The sequence below is a fragment of the Kitasatospora albolonga genome (assembly GCA_002082585.1).
Classification (GTDB): Bacteria; Actinomycetota; Actinomycetes; order Streptomycetales; family Streptomycetaceae; genus Streptomyces; species Streptomyces stephensoniae.
Genome location: CP020563.1, coordinates 11,884 through 31,980 on the forward strand (window position 1 = coordinate 11,884; position 20,097 = coordinate 31,980).

The following is a 20,097-nucleotide window of genomic DNA, read 5'->3' on the forward strand; positions in this document are numbered from 1 at the left end:
CCCACCGGACAGGTCACGGAACAGCGGAGCACCGGGAACCGGACCGCACCGCGACCAGGACCAGGGCCAAGGCCGAGCCCGAGGCCGGGACCGGGGCAGGGACCGGGGCAGGGGCAGGGGCAGGGCATAGCCCGGCAGGAACAGCCCATGGACGCAGCCCTCATCGGCTACCTGCCCTCCCCCGCCCACCTCGCCCACCTCGCACAGCTCCCCGAAACGGCACTCCCCCGCGAAGAACTGCGGACCCTGCTCTTCCCCGACGGACACCCACGGCTCCTGGAAACCCTCAGCACACCACTGGGGCGTTCCGGCTTCGTATGCATACCGCTCTTCGCCGACGAACTCGCCCCCGGCGAAACCCTCCTACGACACACCGTCCACGGCGTGGACCTCGCCTCGTCCCTCGGCGCCCGGACCGTCTCCCTCGCCGGCATGATCCCCTCACACACCAACTACGGATTCGACGTCCTACGCGCCACCACCACCGCAGCCGTCACCACCGGCCACGCCACAACCGTCGTCTCCGTCGTCAAAACCGTCCACGCCGCACTCGACGCCACCGGACAACAACTCGGCGACCTCACCGTCGCCTTCGTAGGACTCGGCTCAATCGGCTCCTCCTCCCTGGAACTACTGCTCAGCCAGGCCCCCACCCCACCCGCCCGGCTCCTGCTCTGCGACCTGCCCGGCAGCCGGCCACGCCTCAACCAACTCGCCGAACACCTCCGCCAACACGGCCTCGCCAACACCATCGACATACTCGAATCAGACCGGGAACTCCCCGATACCGTCTACAAAGCCCGGCTGATCGTCACAGCAGTCAGCGGCGACGCCACACTCCTCGACATCGACCGCCTCCACCCCGGCACAACCGTCATCGACGACTCCTTCCCCACTGCTTCGACACCACACGCGCCATCACCCGGATGACCCGCACCAAAGACGTCCTCATCGCCGGCGGCGGACTACTGCACATCGGCCCCGTCCAACGCCACCTCGCCCAAGGACTCCCACCCGCCGCCATCACGGGCTACCTCACACAACCCCAACTCCCCAACACCATCGCCTCCTGCAGACTCGAATCACTCCTCCACGCCTCCACAACAGACCTACCACTCGTCCACGGCACCGTCACCACACCCACCGCCCAGACCTACTGGCACACAACCCAAACCACCAAAACACACGCCGCACCACTCCACCTACACACCCACACCATCAACCCCAACACAAACCAACACACAACCCCGGGTGGGCACCAGGGTGCCGTCCACGATGAGCACGATGTCCTTGGCGAACCGCTGGCGGGGCTGGAGAGCGAGCATCGGTCCGAGGCGATCGATGATCCGGCCCACCGCCGACTTCGACACCCCTGACAACAGCACCGTCGTACCGCCGGACGTCCACAGCCCCGCAGACAGGCGACGTACGACGATGTCACCGTCCGGGCAGCCGCCAATCACAAAGTGCGGCAACCTGGGCGCAGGACATCCCGCGATGGAGGAGTATCTGTGGCTCTCACCCACGACGAGCGTGAACAGTTCCTGGCCGAACCCCATGTCGCCGCGCTGGCCGTGGACTCGGCGGAGGAGGGGCGCGCCCCGCTCACCGTGCCGATCTGGTACCAGTACGCGCCCGGAGGCGACCTCTGGATCATGACCGGGCGCGACTCCCGCAAGGGGAGGCTGATCGCCGGAGCGGAGCGGTTCACCCTGATGGTCGACCGTGTCGAACCGACCGTCCGTTACGTGTCCGTGGAGGGCCCTGTCGTCTCGACGCTCCCCGCCACCCGTGAGCAGTTGGTGGAGATCTCGGCCCGCTATCTGCCCGCGGAGAAGGTCGACGCCTATGTCGACTTCGCCTGGAAGGAACACGGCGAGCAGGTGGTCATCCACATGCGGCCCCAGCGCTGGCTGAGTTCGGACCTCGGCGGATTCTGAGCCGTCGGCGGGGCCGGTGAACAGAGAACAGGGCCCGCCCCCTCGGGGGCGGGCCCTGCGCACAGCTGGAGCCGGTGGATCAGTGGCCGTGCAGGTACTCGGCGTAGAGGTAGCCGCGCTCGGCCGCGAAGTCGTGGCGGCTCTCCTCGGCGTAGGTGATCCCGTACGGGCCACCGAGGTTGGTGTACTCGGCGTGGCCGCGGTGGGCTTCGATCGCCTGGTAGCCCGCGCCGGCCTTTCCGGCCTCCCAGCCGCCGTCGGCGACGGCGGGCGTGGCCGCCACGAGACCGGCGGTGGCGGCGGCCGCGAGGGTGATGGCGATACGACGAAGCATGGGTGCTCCTTCTCAGCAACTGCGTAACGGATCGTGCGGAGCCCCAACCGTTACGCACGAGGCGCGCGACGGCAGGGCGGACACGCACATGCCAGAGGCAATACACCTGGACGGGCGCACACCCCGTCCTCCGGCACCGCGCGGTCCCCTTCCCGCACTGTGCGACGCCCCCCTTCCACCCACAGAAAATGCCCGGCACACAATTGTGTGCCGGGCATTTTCTCGCGTATATTGGATTCTTCATGTGCTCATGAAGAAAGGCCCCGCACGGGGGCCTCATAAAAAGAACCATATCCGGCAGGGAGCCGTTTTGTCAAACCGGGAAGCCGTCGAATTGCAGAAAGAGCAGGAATTCGTCGACCGTGTCCACGCGCGGGTCGACGAGCTCCGCGGAGTGGCGGCCCAGGACGTCGAGGAGGCGCTGACGCCGGTCGGGACCGGGTTGCAGGCCCGGCTGGAGCGCGATGTGCTGGTCGCGGAACGCTCGGGGCTGCTCGCCGCGCTGAACGCGGTGCACGGGTCGCTGTGTTTCGGGCGCATCGACCTTTCCGGCGGCGCCGCGCACCATATCGGCCGTATCGGTATCCGCGAGGACGACACCGAGCGCACGCCTCTTCTGATCGACTGGCGTGCGCCGGTCGCCCGGCCCTTCTATCTCGCCACCGGGCATGTGCCGATGGGGCTGCGGCGGCGTCGGCACATCAGCACCGAGGGGCGTACGGTCACCGAGCTGCACGACGAGATCCTGGATCTGGGGGACGAGGACCGGACCGGTTTCGAGGACCCGAACGGGGACGCCGTCCTGCTGGCCGCGCTGAACTCGGCCCGCACCGGCCGGATGGGCGACATCGTGCGGACCATCCAGGCGGAGCAGGACCGCATCATCCGCGCCCCGCACCGCGGGGTCCTCGTCGTCGAGGGCGGGCCCGGCACGGGAAAGACGGCGGTCGCGCTGCACCGGGCCGCCTTTCTGCTGTACGAGCACCGCGAGGTGCTGGCCAAGCGCGCGGTGCTGATCGTGGGGCCCAACCCGGCCTTTCTCCGCTACATCGCGGAGGTGCTGCCCGCGCTCGGGGAGACCGGGGTCCTGCTCGCCACCCAGGCCGAACTCTTCCCGGGTGTCCACGCCGCCGGCACCGACACACCCCGCGCGGCGGCCGTGAAGGGCGGGGCGCACATGGCGGATGCGCTCGCCCTCGCCGTCCGCGATCGGCAGCAACTGCCGGAGCCCGGGGCCCCGTTGGTCATCCCGCACGACGACGGGGAGCTGGTCGTCGACTGGGAGATCGCCTACGAGGCCCGGCAGGCGGCCCGGGACACCCTGCTGCCGCACAACCTCGCCCGCCCGCACTTCGCGTTCCGGATCATCGACGCGCTGACCGCGCAGCTCACCGAGCGCATCGGCGCCGACCCGTACGGCGGGCCCAACTTCCTCGGTCCGGACGACATCGCGCAGCTCGGCAAGGCCGTCGCGATGAGCGGGGAGGTGCACGAGGCCATCGAGTCGCTGTGGCCCGTGCTCACCCCGCAGGAGTTCCTCGCCGGGTATTTGGCCGAGCCCGTGTACGTACCGGAGGCGGACGCGGACGCGCTGCGGCGGGCGCCCGGTGACGGGGCGTGGACCCCGGCCGACGTACCGCTGCTCGACGAGGCGGCCGAGCTGCTCGGGGTCGACGACAGTGCCGAGCGGGTCGCGGCGGAGGCCGAGCGCCAGGAGCGGATCGCCTACGCGCAGGGGCTGTTGGAGCTGTCGCGGGGTTCGGAGACGTACGAGTTCGAGGACGAGGAGTCGGAGGTGCTCGCCGCCCACGACATCATCGACGCCGAGCGCATGGCGGAGCGGCACGAGGAGATCGACCACCGCAGCGCCGCCGAGCGGGCCGCCGCCGACCGGACCTGGGCGTTCGGCCACATCATCGTGGACGAGGCGCAGGAGCTGTCGCCCATGGCGTGGCGGCTGCTGATGCGCCGGTCGCCGACCCGTTCGCTGACCCTGGTCGGCGATCCGGCCCAGACGTCCGAGGAGGCGGGTGTGGGTTCGTGGGAGAAGATCCTCCAGCCGTACGTCGGTGACCGCTTCGAGCATGTGACGCTCGGGGTCAACTACCGTACGCCCGCCGAGATCATGGAGCTGGCCGCCCGTGTCGTACGGGAGCGGAACCCCTCGTTCGTGGCGCCCGGTTCGGTGCGGTCCACCGGTGAGGAACCGTGGACGCGGGACGCCGGTGGGGATCTGGCGGGCGCGGTGGCGGAGGCCGTCGCGGAGCTGACCCCGCGGGAGGGGCGGCTCGCGGTGATCGCGCCGCGTGAGCTGCACGAGGAGGTCGCCGGGGCGCTGGAGGGGGTGGTGGCGGGGGCCGAGCCCGATCTCACCCGGTCGGTGGTGCTGCTCGATCCGCGGCAGGCCAAGGGGCTGGAGTTCGACCATGTGCTGGTCGTGGAGCCCGGCCGGTACGGGACGAGCGATCTGTACGTGGCGCTGACCCGGGCCACGCAGCGGCTGGGGATCGTCCACCGGGAGGGGCTGCCCCCGGCGCTGCGCTGAACCGGCCGTCTCTCCCCCTTCCGCCACGCCCCCCGGTCCGTCCGGGGGCGTTCGCCGTTCTGCGTCCCGGCGCCGAGTGCGTCTGCGTCCCGGCACGGAGTGCGCATGGCCTCGTGCTTGATAATGCTCGAAACTCGCGCCTAATATGCAGCTTCGAGCATCGCGCGCGTGGGATGGGGAGATTCGGATGACGCATGTGGCACGGGAGCTGGCCAGCCAGCCCGACTGCTGGCAGCGGGCGGCGGACCTGGCGGCCGGGGCGGCGGGGCAGCTTCCGGCGGCCGGGGAGCGCATCGCCGTCGTCGGCTGCGGCACCTCGTACTTCATGGCCCAGGCGTACGCCGCCCTCCGCGAGGGCAGCGGTCAGGGCGAGACCGACGCCTTCGCCGCGTCGGAGTTCCCCGTCGGCCGCCGCTACGACCGGATCGTGGCGCTGAGCCGCTCCGGCACCACGACCGAGGTGCTCGAACTGCTCACGCGGGCCCGGGGCACCACACGGCGGACCGTGGTCATCGGGGACCCCGACACCCCCATGGCGGCGCTGGCCGACGACGCGGTGGTCCTCGGCTTCGCCGATGAGAAGTCCGTCGTGCAGACCCGGTTCGCGACCTCGGCCCTGACCCTGCTCCGCTCCCACCTGGGCCTGCACACCGACGCGGTCGTGGAGGACGCGCAGGTCGCACTCGCCGAGCCGCTCCCGGCCGGGCTGGTGGAGTGCGGCCAGTTCACCTTCCTCGGGCGGGGCTGGAGCGTGGGGCTGGCCAACGAGGCGGCGCTGAAGATGCGGGAGGCGGCGCTCGCCTGGAGCGAGGCGTATCCGGCGATGGAGTACCGGCACGGCCCGATCAGCATCTCCACCCACTCCACCGCCACCTGGATGCTCGGTGACGCCCCCTCCGGCCTCTCCGACGAGGTCCACGCGACCGGGGCCCGCTGGGTGGCTGGCGGCCTCGACCCGCTGGCGGAGCTGGTCCGGGTGCAGCGGCTGGCCCTGGCCATCGCGGGCGCGCGCGGCCTCGACCCGGACCGGCCGCGCCATCTGACGCGCTCGGTCATCCTCGGCACTCCCTGACGCATCATCAGGGACTGCCTGCTGAAAGGCCCTTGACCACCGCCCGACGGCATACCTCCCGTCCGGCGGCCTCTCACCCCGGAGTTGCCATGCCCATCGCCGCCACCGGCGAGCTGATCGCCGAAGCCGCAGCCCGGCGCGGTGCGGTCGCCGCGTTCAACGTCATCACCCTGGAACACGCGGAAGCGATCGTCGAGGGAGCGGAGGCGGCACGGGCGCCGGTGATCCTCCAGATCAGCGAGAACGCGGTCAAGTACCACGGCGGTCGGCTGCGGCCCCTGGCCCGGGCCGCCCGGGAGACGGCCCGGGCCGCCGCCGTCCCCGTCGGCCTCCACCTCGACCACGTCCACTCCCCCGAGCTGCTGCACCAGGCGGCGGAGTGCGGGTTCGGCTCGGCGATGTTCGACGCCGCCCGGCTGCCGTACGCCGAGAACCTGGTAGCCACCCGCGCCGCCGTCGTATGGGCGCACGGGAACGGGCTCTGGCTGGAGGCCGAGCTCGGTCAGGTGGGCGGCAAGAACGGGGAGGCCCCGCTGGACGCCCATGCGCCCGGGGCCCGTACGGACCCGGAGGAGGCGCTCGCCTTCGTCGCCGCCACCGGGGTGGACGCGCTGGCCGTGGCGGTGGGCACCTCGCACGCCATGACCTCGCGGGACGCCCGGATCGACCACGGGCTGCTGGCCCGGCTCCGTACGGCCGTGCCGGTGCCGCTGGTGCTGCACGGTTCGTCCGGCGCGTCCGACGAGGAGCTGGCACGGGCCGTGGCCGGGGGGATCACCAAGGTCAACATCGGCACCGCGCTGAACATCGCGATGACCGGTGCGATACGGGAGCGCCTCGCGCAGGACGAGCGGGGTGTCGATCCCCGCGCGTATCTCGCCCAGGGCCGGGAGGCGATGGCCCGGACGGTGAGCCGGCTGATGGCGGTCCTGTCCGGGCCCTCCGCGAAAGCGGCGTAAGGCATAAGAAAGGCACCGCGCCTACACGTGCCGCACCGTACTCAGGGCCGCCCGCGGCCGCGTCTGTACGGCGGTGCCGTCGAGGGTCCAGTGGGAGTCGGGGGTCCGGTCGAGCGCGGCGTACACCTGGGCGGCGACGTCCTCGTGGCGCACCGGGCGTACGGGGCGGGCGCCCGGTGTGATGTCCGGGCCCGAACAGGCCAGCCACGCCGTGCGTTCGGCCTCGCTCGCCCCGCCGTGGCCGCCCTCGTCCCGGTGCCCGTGGTCGGTGACGACGAGGACGGTCCAGAGCTCCCCGTCGTACGCCGGGCGGGCGCGCAGGGCAGCCAGGAGACGGCCGAGGCGGCGGTCGGCCGTAGCGATGGCCTGCTCGTACGCGGTGCCGCAGCCGAGGTGGTGGGCGGTCTCGTCGGGGGCGCCGAGGTAGACGAAGGAGGCTTCGGGGTCCTCGCCGGTCAGTACGGCGACGGCGTCGCGCACGGTCGCCTCGTCCGCGTCCTCCCACGCCTGCGGGGTGTCGGCGGCCGGGGCGTGGTGGGTGAGGCGGGTGGGGCGGCGGAACATCGGACCGCCGTCGGCCACGGTGACCAGGGGTTCCCAGGCCGCCGCGACATAGGTGCGGCGGCCGTCCTGGCGGGCCAGGCGGGTGGTGAAGTCCGGGAAGACGCCGAGGCGGTGGCCGCTGAAGTCGTTGGACCACACGGCGTGTTTGGTGACGCGTACGCCGGTGGCGATCGTGGCCCAGCACGGGCCGGACATGGTGGGGGTGGTCTCGTCGATCGTGACGGGGGCCAGGAATCCGGCGTCGGCGACCGTGTCGAGGTGCGGGGTGGGGACACGGCCGAGCGTGTCGAGGCGTACGCCGTCGATGCCGACGACGAGCACACGGCGGGCACGGGACATGGCGGGCCTTCCGGGGAGCTGTGCGGAGGTACGGATACGGGTACGGGTCACGCCTGCTGGTGGAGGGTACGGGGGTCCACCGCGTGGGCGAACGGCAGCCCCTGCGCGTACCGTTCGAGCTCGTCGACCGCCGCGTCGGCCAGGCGGTGGAGCTCGCCGCCCTGGGAGCCGGCGATGTGCGGGGTGAGCAGGACGTTGGGCAGTTCGTACAACGGCGAGTCGGTGGGCAGCACTTCGGGGTCCGTGTGGTCGAGTACGGCGTCGATGCGGCCGGTGACCAGTTCCTTGACCAGTGCGTCGGTCTCGACCAGTGAGCCGCGTGCCGTGTTGATGAGCGTCGCGCCGTCCCGCATGAGGGCGAGCCGCCCGGCGTCGAACAGGTGGCGGGTCTGCGGGAGTTCGGGGGCGTGGATCGTGACGACGTCGCTCTGCCGGGCGAGGGTGTCCAGGTCGGTGCGCTCGGCGCCGAGGGCCTGTGCGCTCTCCTCGTCCAGGTACGGGTCGTGCACCAGGAGGCGCAGGTCGAAGGGGCGCAGCAGCTCCGCGACCCTGCGGCCGATGCGGGAGGCACCCACGATCCCCACCGTGCGGCGGTAGTTGCCGATGGCCGGGAAGGCGGTGAGCAGGTTGACCCGGCTGCGGGACTCCCGGTAGAGGCGGGCGCTCTCCAGGACGTTCTTGTTGGCGAAGAGGATCGCCGCGACCGTGTACTCCGCGACCGGGAGGGCGTTGGCGGTGGCGGCCGTGGAGACGGTGATGCCCCGGTCCCAGACGTCCTGGGTGATGTGGTGCTTCACGGAGCCCGCCGCGTGCACGACGGTCCGCAGGCGGGGCATGGCCTCCAGGGCGCAGGCGTCCAGGGGCGGGCAGCCCCAGCCGGTAAAGAGGGCCTCGGCCTCGCTCAGTGCGGCGCGCTGGGCCGGGTCGTCGGCGCCGAAGTCGGTGACGAGCAGGGCGGGTTGCACCTCCGCGACCCGGGCGAGGCGGTCCAGGGCCGCCGGGCGGAGGATCGCGTCGCGGGTCTCCCCGCTCATCGCCAGGACGGTACGGGGGCGACGGGACGCGTGGGCGGGGCGGTTCACTTGACGGCTCCTGCGGTGAGGCCCGAGCGCCAGAAGCGCTGGAGGCAGAGGAAGGCGACGATCAGCGGGACGACGGCGACCAGCGAGCCGATGATGACCAGGGGGTACAGCTCGGGCTGCTGGTAGACGTTCTGGTTCCACATGAACAGGCCGAGGTTGACGGGGTAGAGGCGCTCGTCGTTGAGCATCATCAACGCACCGTAGAAGTTGTTCCAGTTGGCGGTGAACGAGAACAGGAAGATGGTCACGAAGCCGGGTGCGAGCATCGGCAGGGCGACCTTGGTGAAGGTCTGGAGCTCCCCAGCCCCGTCGACCCGGGCGGCTTCCAGGACCTCGCCCGGCACGTACCCCTCGGAGAAGACCCGGGCCAGATAGACGCCGAACGGGTTGACGAGGCTGGGGATCAGGACGGCCCAGTAGGTGTCGACGAGGCCGAGCCGTGAGGCCATCAGGTACAGCGGCAGCTGGACGACGGTGGAGGGGATGAGGACGCCGACGAGGACGACGCCGAACAGCTTCTCCTTGCCCCGGAAGGCGTACTTGTCGAAGGCGTAGCCGCAGGCGACGGAGACCAGGGTGGAGAGGACGGCCGCGACGAGCGTGTAGAGGAGGCTGTTGAGCAGCCAGCGGCCGTACAGCCCGTCGTTGTACGCGAAGAGGGCGTCGAGGTTGGACAGGAGGTGGAAGTCGCCGAGGCTGAAGGGGTTGGTCGCGAAGAGGTCGCGGTAGTTCTTGGTGGCGGCGATGAGCAGCCAGGTCAGCGGCATGAGGGTGTAGACGGCGACGACGGCGAGTACGCCGTTGACCATGACCCGTGAGGTGAGGCCCCGGGTGCGCCGGGCGGGCGGGGGCGAGGGGCGGCGTCCGGTGCCGGGGCGTGGCGTGGGGGCCGGTGGTGCGTCGGGGGTGGCTGTCTGGGTGCTCATGATGCCTTCCACCGGTTGCCGAGCTTGGTGACGACGAAGGACAGCAGGCCGGCGACGAGGGCGAGCAGCAGGGAGCTCGCGGCGGCCAGGCCGTAGTCGTGGCCCTTGAAGGCCGCGGTGTAGATGAACATGGTCGGCGACCAGTCCTCGCCCATGGTGTTGGCGCGGAGCTGGACGAGTTTGGGGGCGTCGAAGAGCTGGATGGCGCCGACGCAGGTGAAGAGGAGGGTGAGGACGACCGTGGGCCGGATCATGGGGACCTTGATCTGGAACGCGGTGCGCAGGGCGCCGGAGCCGTCGACGGTCGCGGCCTCCAGGACCTCGCGCGGGACCGCCTGGAGCCCCGCGTAGAAGATGATCATGTTGTAGCCGGTCCACTGCCAGGCGGAGATGTTGACGACGGAGTAGATCGCCTCGTCCTGGCCGAAGAAGTTCCAGTTCGCGCCGAGTGTGTCGAGCACTTCGGTGATCGGGCTGAGCCCCGGGGTGTAGAGGTAGAGCCAGATGAGCGAGGCGATCAGCCCCGGCACCGCGTGCGGCAGGAAGTAGGCGATCTGGAAGAAGCGGCGGGCCCGGGCCATGGTCGAGTCGACGAGCAGGGCGAGGATGAGCGCGCCGCCGACCATGGCGGGGATGTAGAGCACGCAGTAGAGGGCGATGTTTCCGAACGAGCGGAGGAACGCCTCGTCGCCGAGGGCTTCGGCGAAGTTGCCGAACCCGGCGAAGACCCGCTCGGTGCCGCCGAATCCGAGGCCGGAAGACTCCTCGCGGAAGAGGCTCATCCAGGCCGCGTAGAGCATCGGCAGGACGGTGACGGCGGTGAAGAGGGCGAAGAACGGCACCATGAACAGGGCCACGGCCCGGCGCTGTCCGCGCCGGGCGCCCGGGCCCCCGGGGGTGCGGGGGCCTTCCGCTCCGGCGGGGCCGTCGGCCGGGGGTGGAGGGGTCTTGGCCGGCCGGGTGAGGGGGGCTGCCACCTGGTGCTCCTTCGGCAGGTTGGACGGGAGGGGAGAGGCGGGCGCCCGGGGTGGGGCGGTGAGGGGGCGGGCGGTGAGGGGGCGGGCGTCTGCGGGCCCCTGTCGCGCGCCCGCCGCCGGGTGAGTGCCGGGCAGGCGCACGGACGGATGCCGGGTGCCGGGCGGGTAGGCGCAGGACGGATGCCAGGCGGCGGGCGGGTAGGCGCCGGGCAGGCGAGCGCCGTACGGGCGCCGGGTCTTGGGCGCCGGGCGGGCGTCCGGCAGGCGGGCGCCGGGCTACTGGGCGAGCTTCAGGCCGCGGTCGGTTACCGCCTTCTCGCCCCTCGCCTGTCCGGCGCTCAGCATCTTGGTGTGGTCTCCCCCGGCCGCCATCTGCGCCGAGGTGACCTGCTGCTGGACCGGGCCCCAGGTCCAGCCGGGCACGATGGTGGCGGCGGCCTCGCCTGCGAGCTGGTAGACGTCCTGGCCGCCGAAGTAGGAGCCGTCGAACTCCTTGGCCGCGGCGGAGCGCATGCCCTCGTTGGCGGGCAGGGCGCTGCTGGGGGTCTTGAGGGAGCTGAGGCGGGCGGTCATGGCCTCGGGGTCGGTGGTGACCCACTTGATGAACCGGGCCGCCGCTTCGGTGTGCTTGCTGCCCTTGGGGACGATGTAGGAGGTGCCGCCGTACATGCCGGTGCTCGGTGTGCCGTCCCAGGTGGGTAGCGGGGCTATGCCCCACTTGCCCTTGCTGTCGGGGTAGCTGACGGGGAAGTTCCCCGCGCTCCAGGCGGCGCCGATGATGGTGGCGACCTTGCCGGTGGCGCGTTCCTTGGTCTCGCCCTCGCCCCAGAGCGGGGTCTCGGAGGCGAGGCCGTCCTTGAGGAGGCCGTCCCAGTAGGCGGCGACCTTCCGGGAGTCGGGGTCGTCGATGTTCACCTTCCAGGCGTCGCCCTCGGTGCCGTACCACTGGGCGCCGGCCTGCCAGGCGAGGCCGGACAGGAGGGCGGGGTCGCCGCCGCCGAAGTTGGTGATGGTGAGGTCCGGGTCGCCCTGCTGGATCTTCTCGGCGGCCTTGCGGTACTCGGCCCAGGTGGTGGGCACCTCGACGCCGTACTTCTTGAAGAGGTCCTTGCGGTAGTAGAGCTGGATGGGGGTCACGTCGAAGGGGACCGCCCAGGTGGAGCCGCCGAGGTTGACGAGGGACTGCACCGCCTCGGGGAACTCCTTCTTCACCAGGTCGCCGGAGCTCGCGGTGAGGTTCTCGAGGTTGCCCTCGCTGGCGTACTCGGGGAGGGCGGAGTAGTCCATGGTGGCGATGTCGGGGGCGTTGCCGCCCTTGACCGCGTTCGAGAGCTTGGTGACGCCCTCGGGGCCCGCCGGGACGAGCGAGAACTTCACCTTGATGCCGGACTGCGTCTCGTTGAACGCCTCGGCCGTCTCCTTGGCGCCCGCGGTGGCCGACCAGAACGTGAGCGTGACGGGCTTGCCGTCGCCGGGGCCCGACGCGTCCGGGCCCGAGCCGCCGCCGCAGGCGGTGGCGAGCAGGGCCAGTGAGGCGGCGGACGCGGCGAGGGCGAGGCGGGTGGTGCGGTTCGTACAGGGCATGGCCGGCTCCTACGGGACCTCGGGCTGCGGGAGATGAGGCGAACGGCACACATCATTTTGCGCAGAACCGATCACCGTCAAGAGCAAATGACCAATTCAATCGAATCGATCATCGCGCGATGGCCGGGAGGGCCGGGGTCTCGGTGCGTCGGAGCGCGCGAAAACCCTTGTCCGCAGGGCCTGTTGGCCTTGAAGCAGCGTCCCCGAGGGGCGCATCGCGTCAGGGGCGGGCAGCGGCGGCTCCGCATGAGACCCTCACCCTCAGCGTGGGCAGGATGTCGAGGTGGCGGCGGGCGGCGGACCCCTCGCCGGGCGCGCCCAGCCGGGAGAGCAGGAGCTTCGCCGCCGCCGCGCCGACCGCGTGCTTGTCCGGTGCCACGGCGGTGAGCGGCAGATCGGCCAGGCCCGCCACCTCGTCGTCGTACGCGATCACCGCGAGGTCCTCCGGCACCCGGACGCCCCGGGCCTGGAGGCGCGGGATGAGCACGATGGCGTCCGCGTCGCTGTGCACGATCGCGGCGGTGACGTCGCCGCTCGCCACGCCCTCGCACAGGTACTCCAGCGTCCGCTCGAAACGGTCGGTCTCGGAGCGCGACGGGGCGTCCTGAAGGGGCGACGGGGCGACGGGGCTCAGCCCCAGGGCCTCGACGGCCGCCGTGTAACCGGCCCTGAGCCGGGGGGCGGTGGGGCTCTCCTGGACGGCGAGGGCGATGGACCGGTGGCCGAGCCCGGCGAGGTGCGCCACCGCCTCGGCGGCCCCGTGCGCATGGTCGGAGCGGACCCGGTCCAGGCCCGCCACCGGGTGGCCGAGGGGGCCCCAGCGCTCCACCAGGACGACCGGGGTCTCCTGTTCGGCCACCCACAGCCCCTCCCCCGGCTCCGGCCGGCCGCGCTCCCAGCTCGGCGTCAGGAGAAGGCCGTCGGCGCCGGTGGAGAGCAGGCGGCGGGCCTGGGCGGCGTCCTCGTCGGGGAGGTAGTGGGAGAGCCCGATGGTCAGCCGGGCACCGGCGGCCTCCACCGTCTCCCGGGCGCCGCGCACGACGTCCGCGTAGTAGTACTCGGTGGTCGGGACGACCATGCCCACCACCAGGCCCTCGGCGGAGGGCGCGGCGGGGGCGGGGGCGGGGCCGGGCGAACCGGAGGGCCAGACCACGGCCCCGTGCATCCGCTGCACCAGCCCCTGGGCGGCGAGCGCCTCGACGTCCCGGCGCAGGGTGACCGCGGACATGCCGAGCTCCTCGGCGAGTTCGGCGACGCGGAGGCTGCCCCGTTCGCGGACGAGCTGGAGCACCCGCTCGTGGCGCTGGTCGACGTGGAGTCGCATGGTTCCCCCTGGTCTCGGAGACGGCTGTGGCCGTGGGGCCGGAGGCGGGGACAGGGGCCCGTGACACCTCCGTACGGCACCCCTCAACCATATCGATCACATCCGCTCGAAACGATCCCACCGGCGGTTCTGCCTGCGCGGCGAAGGTACGGGCCGGGTCGGCCGGGTTGGCGCCTACACCCCCACTGAAGCGATCAACACGATCAATTCGGCCAAAGTTATTGAGCGGATTACCGGACGGCTGTTAGAAAGTGCCTGCCCGCTCAGAACAGTCGGTCCAGGGATCTGGTCAGCGCCCGGCGCATCACCCCCGGCGCACCGGTTCCGCCGGAAACGAGACACCCGACCCGGAGCTCCCCATGACATCTGCCTGGTCCCGCCGTACGTTCCTCGCCACCTCCGCCGTGCTGACCGCCGCCGCGGGCGGCAGCGCGCTCGTCCTGGCCGCACCCCGCGCCGCCGGGGCCGCCGCCTCCGCTGATCCGTACGCCGCGCTGCGCACCACCTGGAGCGCCCTGATCCTCGGGGAAGGGTTCAGTCCGACCGCCGAACCCTTCAAGGGGCGGCTGGCCGCGCTGGGTACCCAGGCCCGGGGATGGCGGGACACCATGGCCCCGGCGGACGGGTCGCTGTGGCCGGACGCCGTGTACAAGGACCCCGACCCGGACACCGACCCCGAGTCGTACGGTTTCTCCGCGAGGATGGCCGAGAGCTTCATCCGCCTCAACACGATGGCGCAGGCTTACCGGCAGCAGGGCACCGGACTGACGGGCGACTCCGTGCTGCGCACCGCGATCGTCACCGGCCTCGAACACCTCAACTCCCAGGTCTACAAGGCCGGTCAGGCGCGGTACGGGAACTGGTACAGCTGGCAGATCGGCGCACCCCAGGCCCTGCTGGACGTCTGCGTGCTGATGTACGACGCCCTCACCCCGGCGCAGCTCGGGCGGTACTGCGCCGCCGTCGACCACTTCGTACCGGACTCCGCCGTGGCCTCGTACACCGGTACGAGCACGGGGGCGAACCGGGTCGACCTGTGCCGGGTGCTCGCCCTGCGCGGGGTCGTCGGCGGTACGGCCGCCAAGATCGCGCTGGCCCGGGACGCCCTCTCCCCCGTCTTCCCGCTGGTCACCAAGGGCGACGGCCTCTACGCCGACGGCTCGTTCATCCAGCACACCACCGTCCCCTACACCGGCAGCTACGGATCGGTGATGCTCGGCGGGCTCGGACTGCTGTTCGCGCTGCTCAAGGGGACGGCGTGGGAGGTGACCGACCCGAAGCGGCAGGTGGTGTTCGACGCGGTGGAGAACGCCTGGGCGCCCTTCCTCTACAACGGGCTCGTGATGGATTCCGTCGCGGGCCGCGCGATCAGCCGGGGCGAGGTCGACGACCACCGGCGCGGCCATCCGATCCTCGCCTCGATCGTGCTGCTCGGGCGGGGCGCGTCGGCCGCCGAGAACGCCCGGTGGCGCTCGCTCGTCAAGGGCTGGGCCCAGCGCGACTACTACAGCCCGCCGCTGGGCAACCCCTCGCTCAGCCTCACCGGCCTGGCCCGCCTCAAGTCCGTCCTGGACGACACCTCGGCCGCCCCGCTCCCCGAGCCGGAGGGCCACCGCCTCTTTCCCGACATGGCGCGCGCCACCCACCGCCGCCCCGGCTGGGCCGCCGCCCTCTCCATGGCCGACAAGCGGATCACGTACTACGAGACCGGCAACGGCGAGAACCTGCGCGGCTGGCACACCGGGTCGGGGATGCTCTACTGGTGGGGCGACACCTTCGCCAACGGCCAGTACAGCGATGCCTTCTGGCCCACCGTCGACCCCTACCGGCTTCCCGGGACCACCGCGTCGCGCAAGGTGCTGGCGAACGGGGCGGGCGGCGACTGGGGCGCGGCGATGCCCGATGTGAACTGGGTGGGCGGGGTCACCGACAAGAAGCGGGCGGCGGTGGGGCAGTACCTGAAGGGGCTGTCCAGCACGCTGCTGGCGAAGAAGTCGTGGTTCTTCCTGGACGACACCGTGGTCTGCCTGGGCGCGGGCATCCGCTGCCAGGACGGTACGGCGGTGGAGACCACGGTGGACAACCGGAACCTGGGCCCGGTCGGCAACGCCCCCTTCACCGTCGACGGCTCGGTGAAACCCGTCACCCGCCCGTGGTCGGCGACCCTGACCGGCGCCTCCTGGGCCCATCTCGGCGGGCACGGCGGTTACGTCTTCCCGGGCGGGGCGACCGTGAGGGCGCTGCGTGAGAACCGGTCCGGGCGGTGGCGCGACATCAACACCGGCGGCTCCACGGAGACGCTGACCCGCGCCTATCTCACGCTCTGGGTCGACCACGGCCAGAACCCGGCGGACGCCTCGTACGCCTATCAGCTGCTGCCCGGCGCCTCCGAGCAGCGGACCTCCGCCCGCGCCGCCGACACCGGCTGGCTGCGGGTGCTCGCCAACACCGATGACCAGCAAGGCGTGTCGGTGCCCTCGCTGGGGCTGACCGCCGTCAACTTCTGGTTCGGCGGGACCGTGGGGCCCCTGGTGGCGGACGCCCCCTGCTCCGTGATGGTCACCGAGCACACCGACGGCACGGCCACCGTCTGCGTCAGCGACCCCATGCGGGCCCGGACGAGCCTGACCGTCACCTGGAACAGGGCCGTCGCCTCCGTCGTCTCGAAGCCGTCGACCGTGACGTCCGCGACCACGGGAGCGTCGCTGCGCCTGGTGTTCGGCGATCTCTCCGGTACGCGCGGGGCGACGCAGACCGTCAGGGTGCGGCTGTCCTGACGGCGGGCGTCCCGGCCGAGGCCCGACCGAGGCCCGGACGCGGCCGGCTCGGCCGCGATCCGGTCACGGGTCACCGGCCCGTCGGAGTGTCGCAGCGGATTCCGTACGTCCATGCCTCACCGGCCCCAGGGGGTGTCCGACGCTCCTGATCATGCCGCGCACCGGGCTCGTAGACTCACGCGCATGACCCGACAGGAGATAGCCCCGGCCCTCGTTCCCGCGTTCGCGCCCCACGGCACGCTGCGCGCCTCCATCAATCTCGGCAATCCGATCCTGGCCGGCCGGGACCCGGCGGGCGGCGAGCCGTTCGGGGTGTCGGTCGACCTCGCCCACGCGTTCGGGCGGCGGCTCGGGGTGCCGGTCGAGCTCGTGGTGTTCGAGAAGGCGGCCGCCGCGGTGGAAGCGGTGCGGGCGGAGAAGGCGGACCTCGGGTTCTTCGCCGTCGACCCGGCGCGGAGCGAGGGGCTGCTGTTCACCGCTCCGTACGTGCTGATCGAGGGCAGCTACCTGGTGCCCGAATCGTCCGCGCTCACCGGGAACGAGGAGGTCGACCGCGAGGGGACCCGTATCTCGGTCGGTTCGGGCAGCGCCTACGACCTGTTCCTGACCCGCGCCATCGAGCACGCCGGGATCGTACGGCTGCGGGGCGCCTCCGCCGCGCTCGCCGCCGTGCGGAGCGGCGAGGTGGAAGTGGCCGCCGGGATCAGGCAGTTGCTGGAGGCCGAGGCCCGGCGCGCGCCCGGGGTACGGATGCTGCCGGGGCGTTTCATGGTGATCCAGCAGGCCATGGGCATCCCGGACGCCCGGGGTACGGCGGCCCAGGAGGTGCTGGCGGCCTTCGTGGAGGAGATGAAGGAGAGCTGCTTCGTCGCCGAGGCGCTGGAACGCCACGGTGTGGAGGGCGCCTTGGTGGCACCGGCCGTGGGGCTTCCCTCCTGACGTTCAGCCGCCCTGTTTCCCCCTCCCGGCCCCCGCCCCTCACCTTCCGTCCTGCCCCTCCAGCTCCTCGCCGAGCAGGCGCCGGGCCTTCTCGCGCAGCCGCTGCCGGTGTTCGGGGTCGGTCGCGCGGTCGGCGGCGCGGCCCAGCTCCTCGGCGCGTTCGCGGGTGCGGCGGGCTCGTTCCAGGGGGGTGTCGGGCAGGTTCATGGGGATGTCCTCCGTCGTGGTTCCTCCGTCGGCAACAGGCGTTGCGTGCGCGACCGGAGCCCCAGCGTCACCGGAGTCCGGCCGGAGCGCATCTCGTGCGGTCACGTACGGTGACTTCCCCGGTGGAGGCCGTCGCCTCGCCGCCGCTCAGTCCAGCGGGCCGCGCAGAGCTGTGGAGTTGCCGCGCCAGGCAGTGAGCAGCCGGGCGGCGAGGCGGTCCTCCAGGAACCCGGTGGCCTCGATGCCGAAGGCGATGTCGGGCTCCAGGTGCGGTTCGTCGGCGAGCAGTCCGCCGATGACGTCACGGCGGACGACCTGTTCGTGCACGGCGTCGGCTTCCACGTGCTCGTCGTAGAACCGCTGGGCGGCCGGTCCCGCGCCGACCCGCTTCAGCGCGGCGGCGAGGCGGCGCGAGCCGGGTGACGAGGTGACCTCGACGGCGGCGAAGTGGCCGACGAGAGCGCCCCTGAGGGAACGGTGCAGCCCGAACAGGGACATCAGGTTGACGGTGGCGAGCGCATCGGCGGGCGCGGCGTCGAGGTAGTGCCCGTACGCCGTCTCCAGGGACAGGTCCGTCATCAGGTCGGCGTACAGGCGGGCGTGGATGTCGGCCTCCCGCCCGGCGCCGAACTCGTCGAACTCGACGGCCACCATCGCGGCCTTGGCACGCCCGTACAGCCGGGGGATCACCCAGGCGTGCGGATCGGCCTCCTTGAGGTGGTAGAGCGAGCGCAGGGCGGCGTACTCGCGCAGCTGCCACAGCTCGCCGTCGTCGTGCAGGAAGTGGCTGACGCCATGGCCGTCGTCGCCGACGGGCTCGACCAGCAGACCGGCCAGGGCGGTGTCCACCACGCCGTCGGTTCGGGCGCCCGCGCGGAGCGCGGCGAGGAAGGGTTCTTCCAGGGCGCGGCGCAGCCCCAGCAGGGCTGGGTTCCACTCGTGCTCCTCGTCCACGCCCGCGAAGCCCTGGTAGTGGAGCTCGTACAGGACGTAGAGGGCGAGCTGGAGGTCGTCGCCGAAGGGGTCCGCGTCACCGACCGCGTGGGCCCGGTGGTCCGGGGCTCCGCGCAGGGCGTCGATGGCCTCGCCGGACAGCGGGCCGCGCGGGGCGGGCAGCGGGGGGCTCCGCCGCCTCGGTTCACGGTGGCCGGGCATCAGGCGGCTCCTCCCTCGCTCCGGTCGGCCTGATCGGTCTCATCGGCCTTGCCGGTCAGGTCGGTCTCGTCCGCCGCGGGGTCCCGTTCCCGCTTCACGCGGCGGCGGTGGCTGGTGTCGCACCACGGGTACGTGCGGGTCCTGCGGCAGGTGCAGATGGCCGCGGTGAACCGGCGCGAGGTGTAGAGGGTGCCGTCGTCACCGACCACCTCGACCGGCCCCGCCACCAGGAGCGGCCCCTCGGCCCCGAGGGTGAGGCGGGTGGGGCGGGTCGCGCGGTCGGGCCGGTCAGGGCTGCTGGGCACGGATGATCACCAGCTTCTCCTCGTCGGTACGGTCGTCCAGGAGGCCCCGGCCGCGCAGCCAGGAGAGCCGGGAGAGCAGGACGGGCCCGAACGGCACGTTCGCCGTGTCGCTCACCTCGGCCCGCAGCCCGCCCCGGGACAGCCGCCGCAGGGTCGCCTCCGTACCGGTGAGGTCGGAGTGGACCATGAGCAGGGCGCCTCCCCTGCGCAGGAGGTACGGGGCCGCGTCGCAGATGCGGTCGACCACCGCCCGCCCGTCGTGGCCCGCGTCCCAGGCCCGGGCGTTCCCGCGCCGGGGTGGCGGGCCCAGCGGCGAGGGGACGTAGGGCGGGTTGCTGAGCACCAGGTCGTACGTCCGTCCCGGTACCGGGTCCGTCAGGTCGCCGCGGTGCACGGTGACCCGCTGCCGGGCGAGGAGCGCGTTCACGCGGGCGGTGAGCACGGCCCGCCGGGCGACGTCGACGGCGGTCACGCGCGCACCCCGGCGGGCGGCGGCCACCGCGAGGAGGCCGCTGCCGGTGCCGAGGTCGATCACGTCGGAGCCGGGGCGGACGGTCTCGCGGGCCAGGGCCCTCAGCAGCAGGTGCGTGTCGTGCTGCGGCGCGTAGACACCGGGCAGGGTGCGGACACCCGGCCCCCGGGGCGTGGTCAGCGTGGGGACGGCGGCGGACATGGGGACCTCCTGCACGCGTCGGACGCGTGAATCGTGGGGCATGCCACCCGTCAAGGCTCCGCTCGTTCCGTCCGGGGCGCCATTTGTGGGTTCACGCGGAGTGACCGCATGCGGCCGGGGCCGTACGTACATCCGCGCCGGATGTACGGATGTACGTACGGCCCCGGCCCGCGGGGGTGCCGGTGACGTACGTCAGCGCCTGCGCGACGCGCCCGTACGCAGTCCGGAACCGATCCCTGCCACATGCAGGGCGAGCAGCGTCAGGCCGATGAGCATGACGTTCGTCGAGGCGAACACATCGTTCGTCGAGATGTCCGCCGCGTTGATCAGGAAGGCGATGAAGAAGAGAACTGCAGCGGCTATACCGAGCATGGGGAGTCTTTCCTTCCTAGGTG

19 protein-coding genes are annotated in these 20,097 nt (G+C 72.1%); 7 read left to right on the forward strand and 12 right to left on the reverse strand.

Features of this window, described 5'->3' with window-relative positions; genetic code table 11:
• Window positions 1-147 precede the first annotated feature (147 nt).
• A complete protein-coding gene (locus tag B7C62_00030; protein ID ARF70810.1) occupies window positions 148-930 on the forward strand; it encodes a hypothetical protein in 783 nt (260 codons plus the stop codon).
• A 272-nt stretch (window positions 931-1,202) separates the two neighbouring features.
• On the opposite strand, the gene B7C62_00035 is transcribed toward B7C62_00030, so the two are convergent.
• A complete protein-coding gene (locus B7C62_00035) occupies window positions 1,203-1,526 on the reverse strand; it encodes a hypothetical protein (protein ARF70811.1) in 324 nt (107 codons plus the stop codon).
• On the opposite strand from B7C62_00035, the gene B7C62_00040 reads away from it, so the two are divergent.
• Complete coding sequence (locus B7C62_00040) at window positions 1,512-1,940, forward strand: pyridoxamine 5'-phosphate oxidase (GenBank protein ARF70812.1); 429 nt, start codon at window positions 1,512-1,514, stop codon at window positions 1,938-1,940. The genes B7C62_00035 and B7C62_00040 overlap by 15 nt on opposite strands.
• 79 nt (window positions 1,941-2,019) lie before the next feature.
• On the opposite strand, the gene B7C62_00045 is transcribed toward B7C62_00040, so the two are convergent.
• Window positions 2,020-2,274, reverse strand: a complete 255-nt coding sequence (locus B7C62_00045) for a hypothetical protein (GenBank protein ID ARF70813.1) — start codon at window positions 2,272-2,274, stop codon at window positions 2,020-2,022.
• Between the two features lie 334 nt (window positions 2,275-2,608).
• Here B7C62_00045 and B7C62_00050 point away from each other — a divergent pair, with 334 nt between their 5' ends.
• The 3 genes from B7C62_00050 to B7C62_00060 all read left to right on the forward strand — a co-directional run bounded on the left by B7C62_00050 (window position 2,609) and on the right by B7C62_00060 (window position 6,850).
• Window positions 2,609-4,819, forward strand: a complete 2,211-nt coding sequence (locus B7C62_00050; protein ID ARF70814.1) for a helicase — start codon at window positions 2,609-2,611, stop codon at window positions 4,817-4,819.
• A 187-nt stretch (window positions 4,820-5,006) separates the two neighbouring features.
• The gene (locus B7C62_00055) at window positions 5,007-5,891 is read left to right on the forward strand and encodes a sugar isomerase (protein ID ARF70815.1); all 885 of its coding nucleotides are present in this window, start codon (window positions 5,007-5,009) and stop codon (window positions 5,889-5,891) included.
• Between the two features lie 89 nt (window positions 5,892-5,980).
• Window positions 5,981-6,850 carry a fructose-bisphosphate aldolase gene (locus B7C62_00060; protein ARF70816.1) on the forward strand — a complete coding sequence of 290 codons (870 nt, stop codon included), beginning with the start codon at window positions 5,981-5,983 and terminating at the stop codon, window positions 6,848-6,850.
• A 21-nt stretch (window positions 6,851-6,871) separates the two neighbouring features.
• Here B7C62_00060 and B7C62_00065 read toward each other — a convergent pair whose 3' ends face one another.
• From B7C62_00065 to B7C62_00090, 6 genes are all read right to left on the reverse strand, one after another.
• Window positions 6,872-7,753: a phosphodiesterase gene (locus tag B7C62_00065; protein ARF70817.1), complete on the reverse strand. Its 882-nt coding sequence runs from the start codon at window positions 7,751-7,753 to the stop codon at window positions 6,872-6,874.
• 47 nt (window positions 7,754-7,800) lie between these two features.
• Window positions 7,801-8,787, reverse strand: a complete 987-nt coding sequence (locus tag B7C62_00070; protein ARF76904.1) for a hydroxyacid dehydrogenase — start codon at window positions 8,785-8,787, stop codon at window positions 7,801-7,803.
• A gap of 44 nt (window positions 8,788-8,831) precedes the next feature.
• Complete coding sequence (locus B7C62_00075; protein ID ARF70818.1) at window positions 8,832-9,761, reverse strand: sugar ABC transporter permease; 930 nt, start codon at window positions 9,759-9,761, stop codon at window positions 8,832-8,834.
• Window positions 9,758-10,606, reverse strand: a complete 849-nt coding sequence (locus B7C62_00080) for a sugar ABC transporter permease (protein ID ARF76905.1) — start codon at window positions 10,604-10,606, stop codon at window positions 9,758-9,760. The genes B7C62_00075 and B7C62_00080 overlap by 4 nt, the downstream gene beginning before the upstream one ends.
• A gap of 408 nt (window positions 10,607-11,014) precedes the next feature.
• A complete protein-coding gene (locus B7C62_00085) occupies window positions 11,015-12,322 on the reverse strand; it encodes an ABC transporter substrate-binding protein (GenBank protein ARF70819.1) in 1,308 nt (435 codons plus the stop codon).
• Between the two features lie 220 nt (window positions 12,323-12,542).
• A complete protein-coding gene (locus B7C62_00090) occupies window positions 12,543-13,646 on the reverse strand; it encodes a LacI family transcriptional regulator (GenBank protein ARF70820.1) in 1,104 nt (367 codons plus the stop codon).
• A gap of 359 nt (window positions 13,647-14,005) precedes the next feature.
• Here B7C62_00090 and B7C62_00095 point away from each other — a divergent pair, with 359 nt between their 5' ends.
• Together B7C62_00095 and B7C62_00100 are read left to right on the forward strand one after the other, a co-directional pair.
• Window positions 14,006-16,423 (forward strand): lyase, encoded by a 2,418-nt coding sequence (locus tag B7C62_00095; GenBank protein ID ARF70821.1) that lies wholly within the window; start codon window positions 14,006-14,008, stop codon window positions 16,421-16,423.
• A gap of 183 nt (window positions 16,424-16,606) precedes the next feature.
• Window positions 16,607-17,362 carry an ABC transporter substrate-binding protein gene (locus B7C62_00100; GenBank protein ID ARF70822.1) on the forward strand — a complete coding sequence of 252 codons (756 nt, stop codon included), beginning with the start codon at window positions 16,607-16,609 and terminating at the stop codon, window positions 17,360-17,362.
• Window positions 17,363-17,716: 354 nt separating this feature from the next.
• Here the strand turns inward: B7C62_00100 and B7C62_00105 are convergent, their stop codons facing one another.
• The 4 genes from B7C62_00105 to B7C62_00120 form a co-directional block, all read right to left on the reverse strand.
• Window positions 17,717-18,724: a hypothetical protein gene (locus tag B7C62_00105; protein ID ARF70823.1), complete on the reverse strand. Its 1,008-nt coding sequence runs from the start codon at window positions 18,722-18,724 to the stop codon at window positions 17,717-17,719.
• Window positions 18,724-19,029, reverse strand: a complete 306-nt coding sequence (locus B7C62_00110) for a hypothetical protein (protein ID ARF70824.1) — start codon at window positions 19,027-19,029, stop codon at window positions 18,724-18,726. The genes B7C62_00105 and B7C62_00110 overlap by 1 nt, the downstream gene beginning before the upstream one ends.
• Window positions 19,013-19,702: a methyltransferase gene (locus B7C62_00115; protein ARF70825.1), complete on the reverse strand. Its 690-nt coding sequence runs from the start codon at window positions 19,700-19,702 to the stop codon at window positions 19,013-19,015. Before B7C62_00115 ends, B7C62_00110 begins: the two co-directional genes overlap by 17 nt.
• Window positions 19,703-19,894: 192 nt before the next feature.
• Entirely contained in the window at window positions 19,895-20,074 is a 180-nt protein-coding gene (locus B7C62_00120; GenBank protein ARF70826.1) for a hypothetical protein, read from the reverse strand.
• Between the last annotated feature and the right edge of the window lie 23 nt (window positions 20,075-20,097).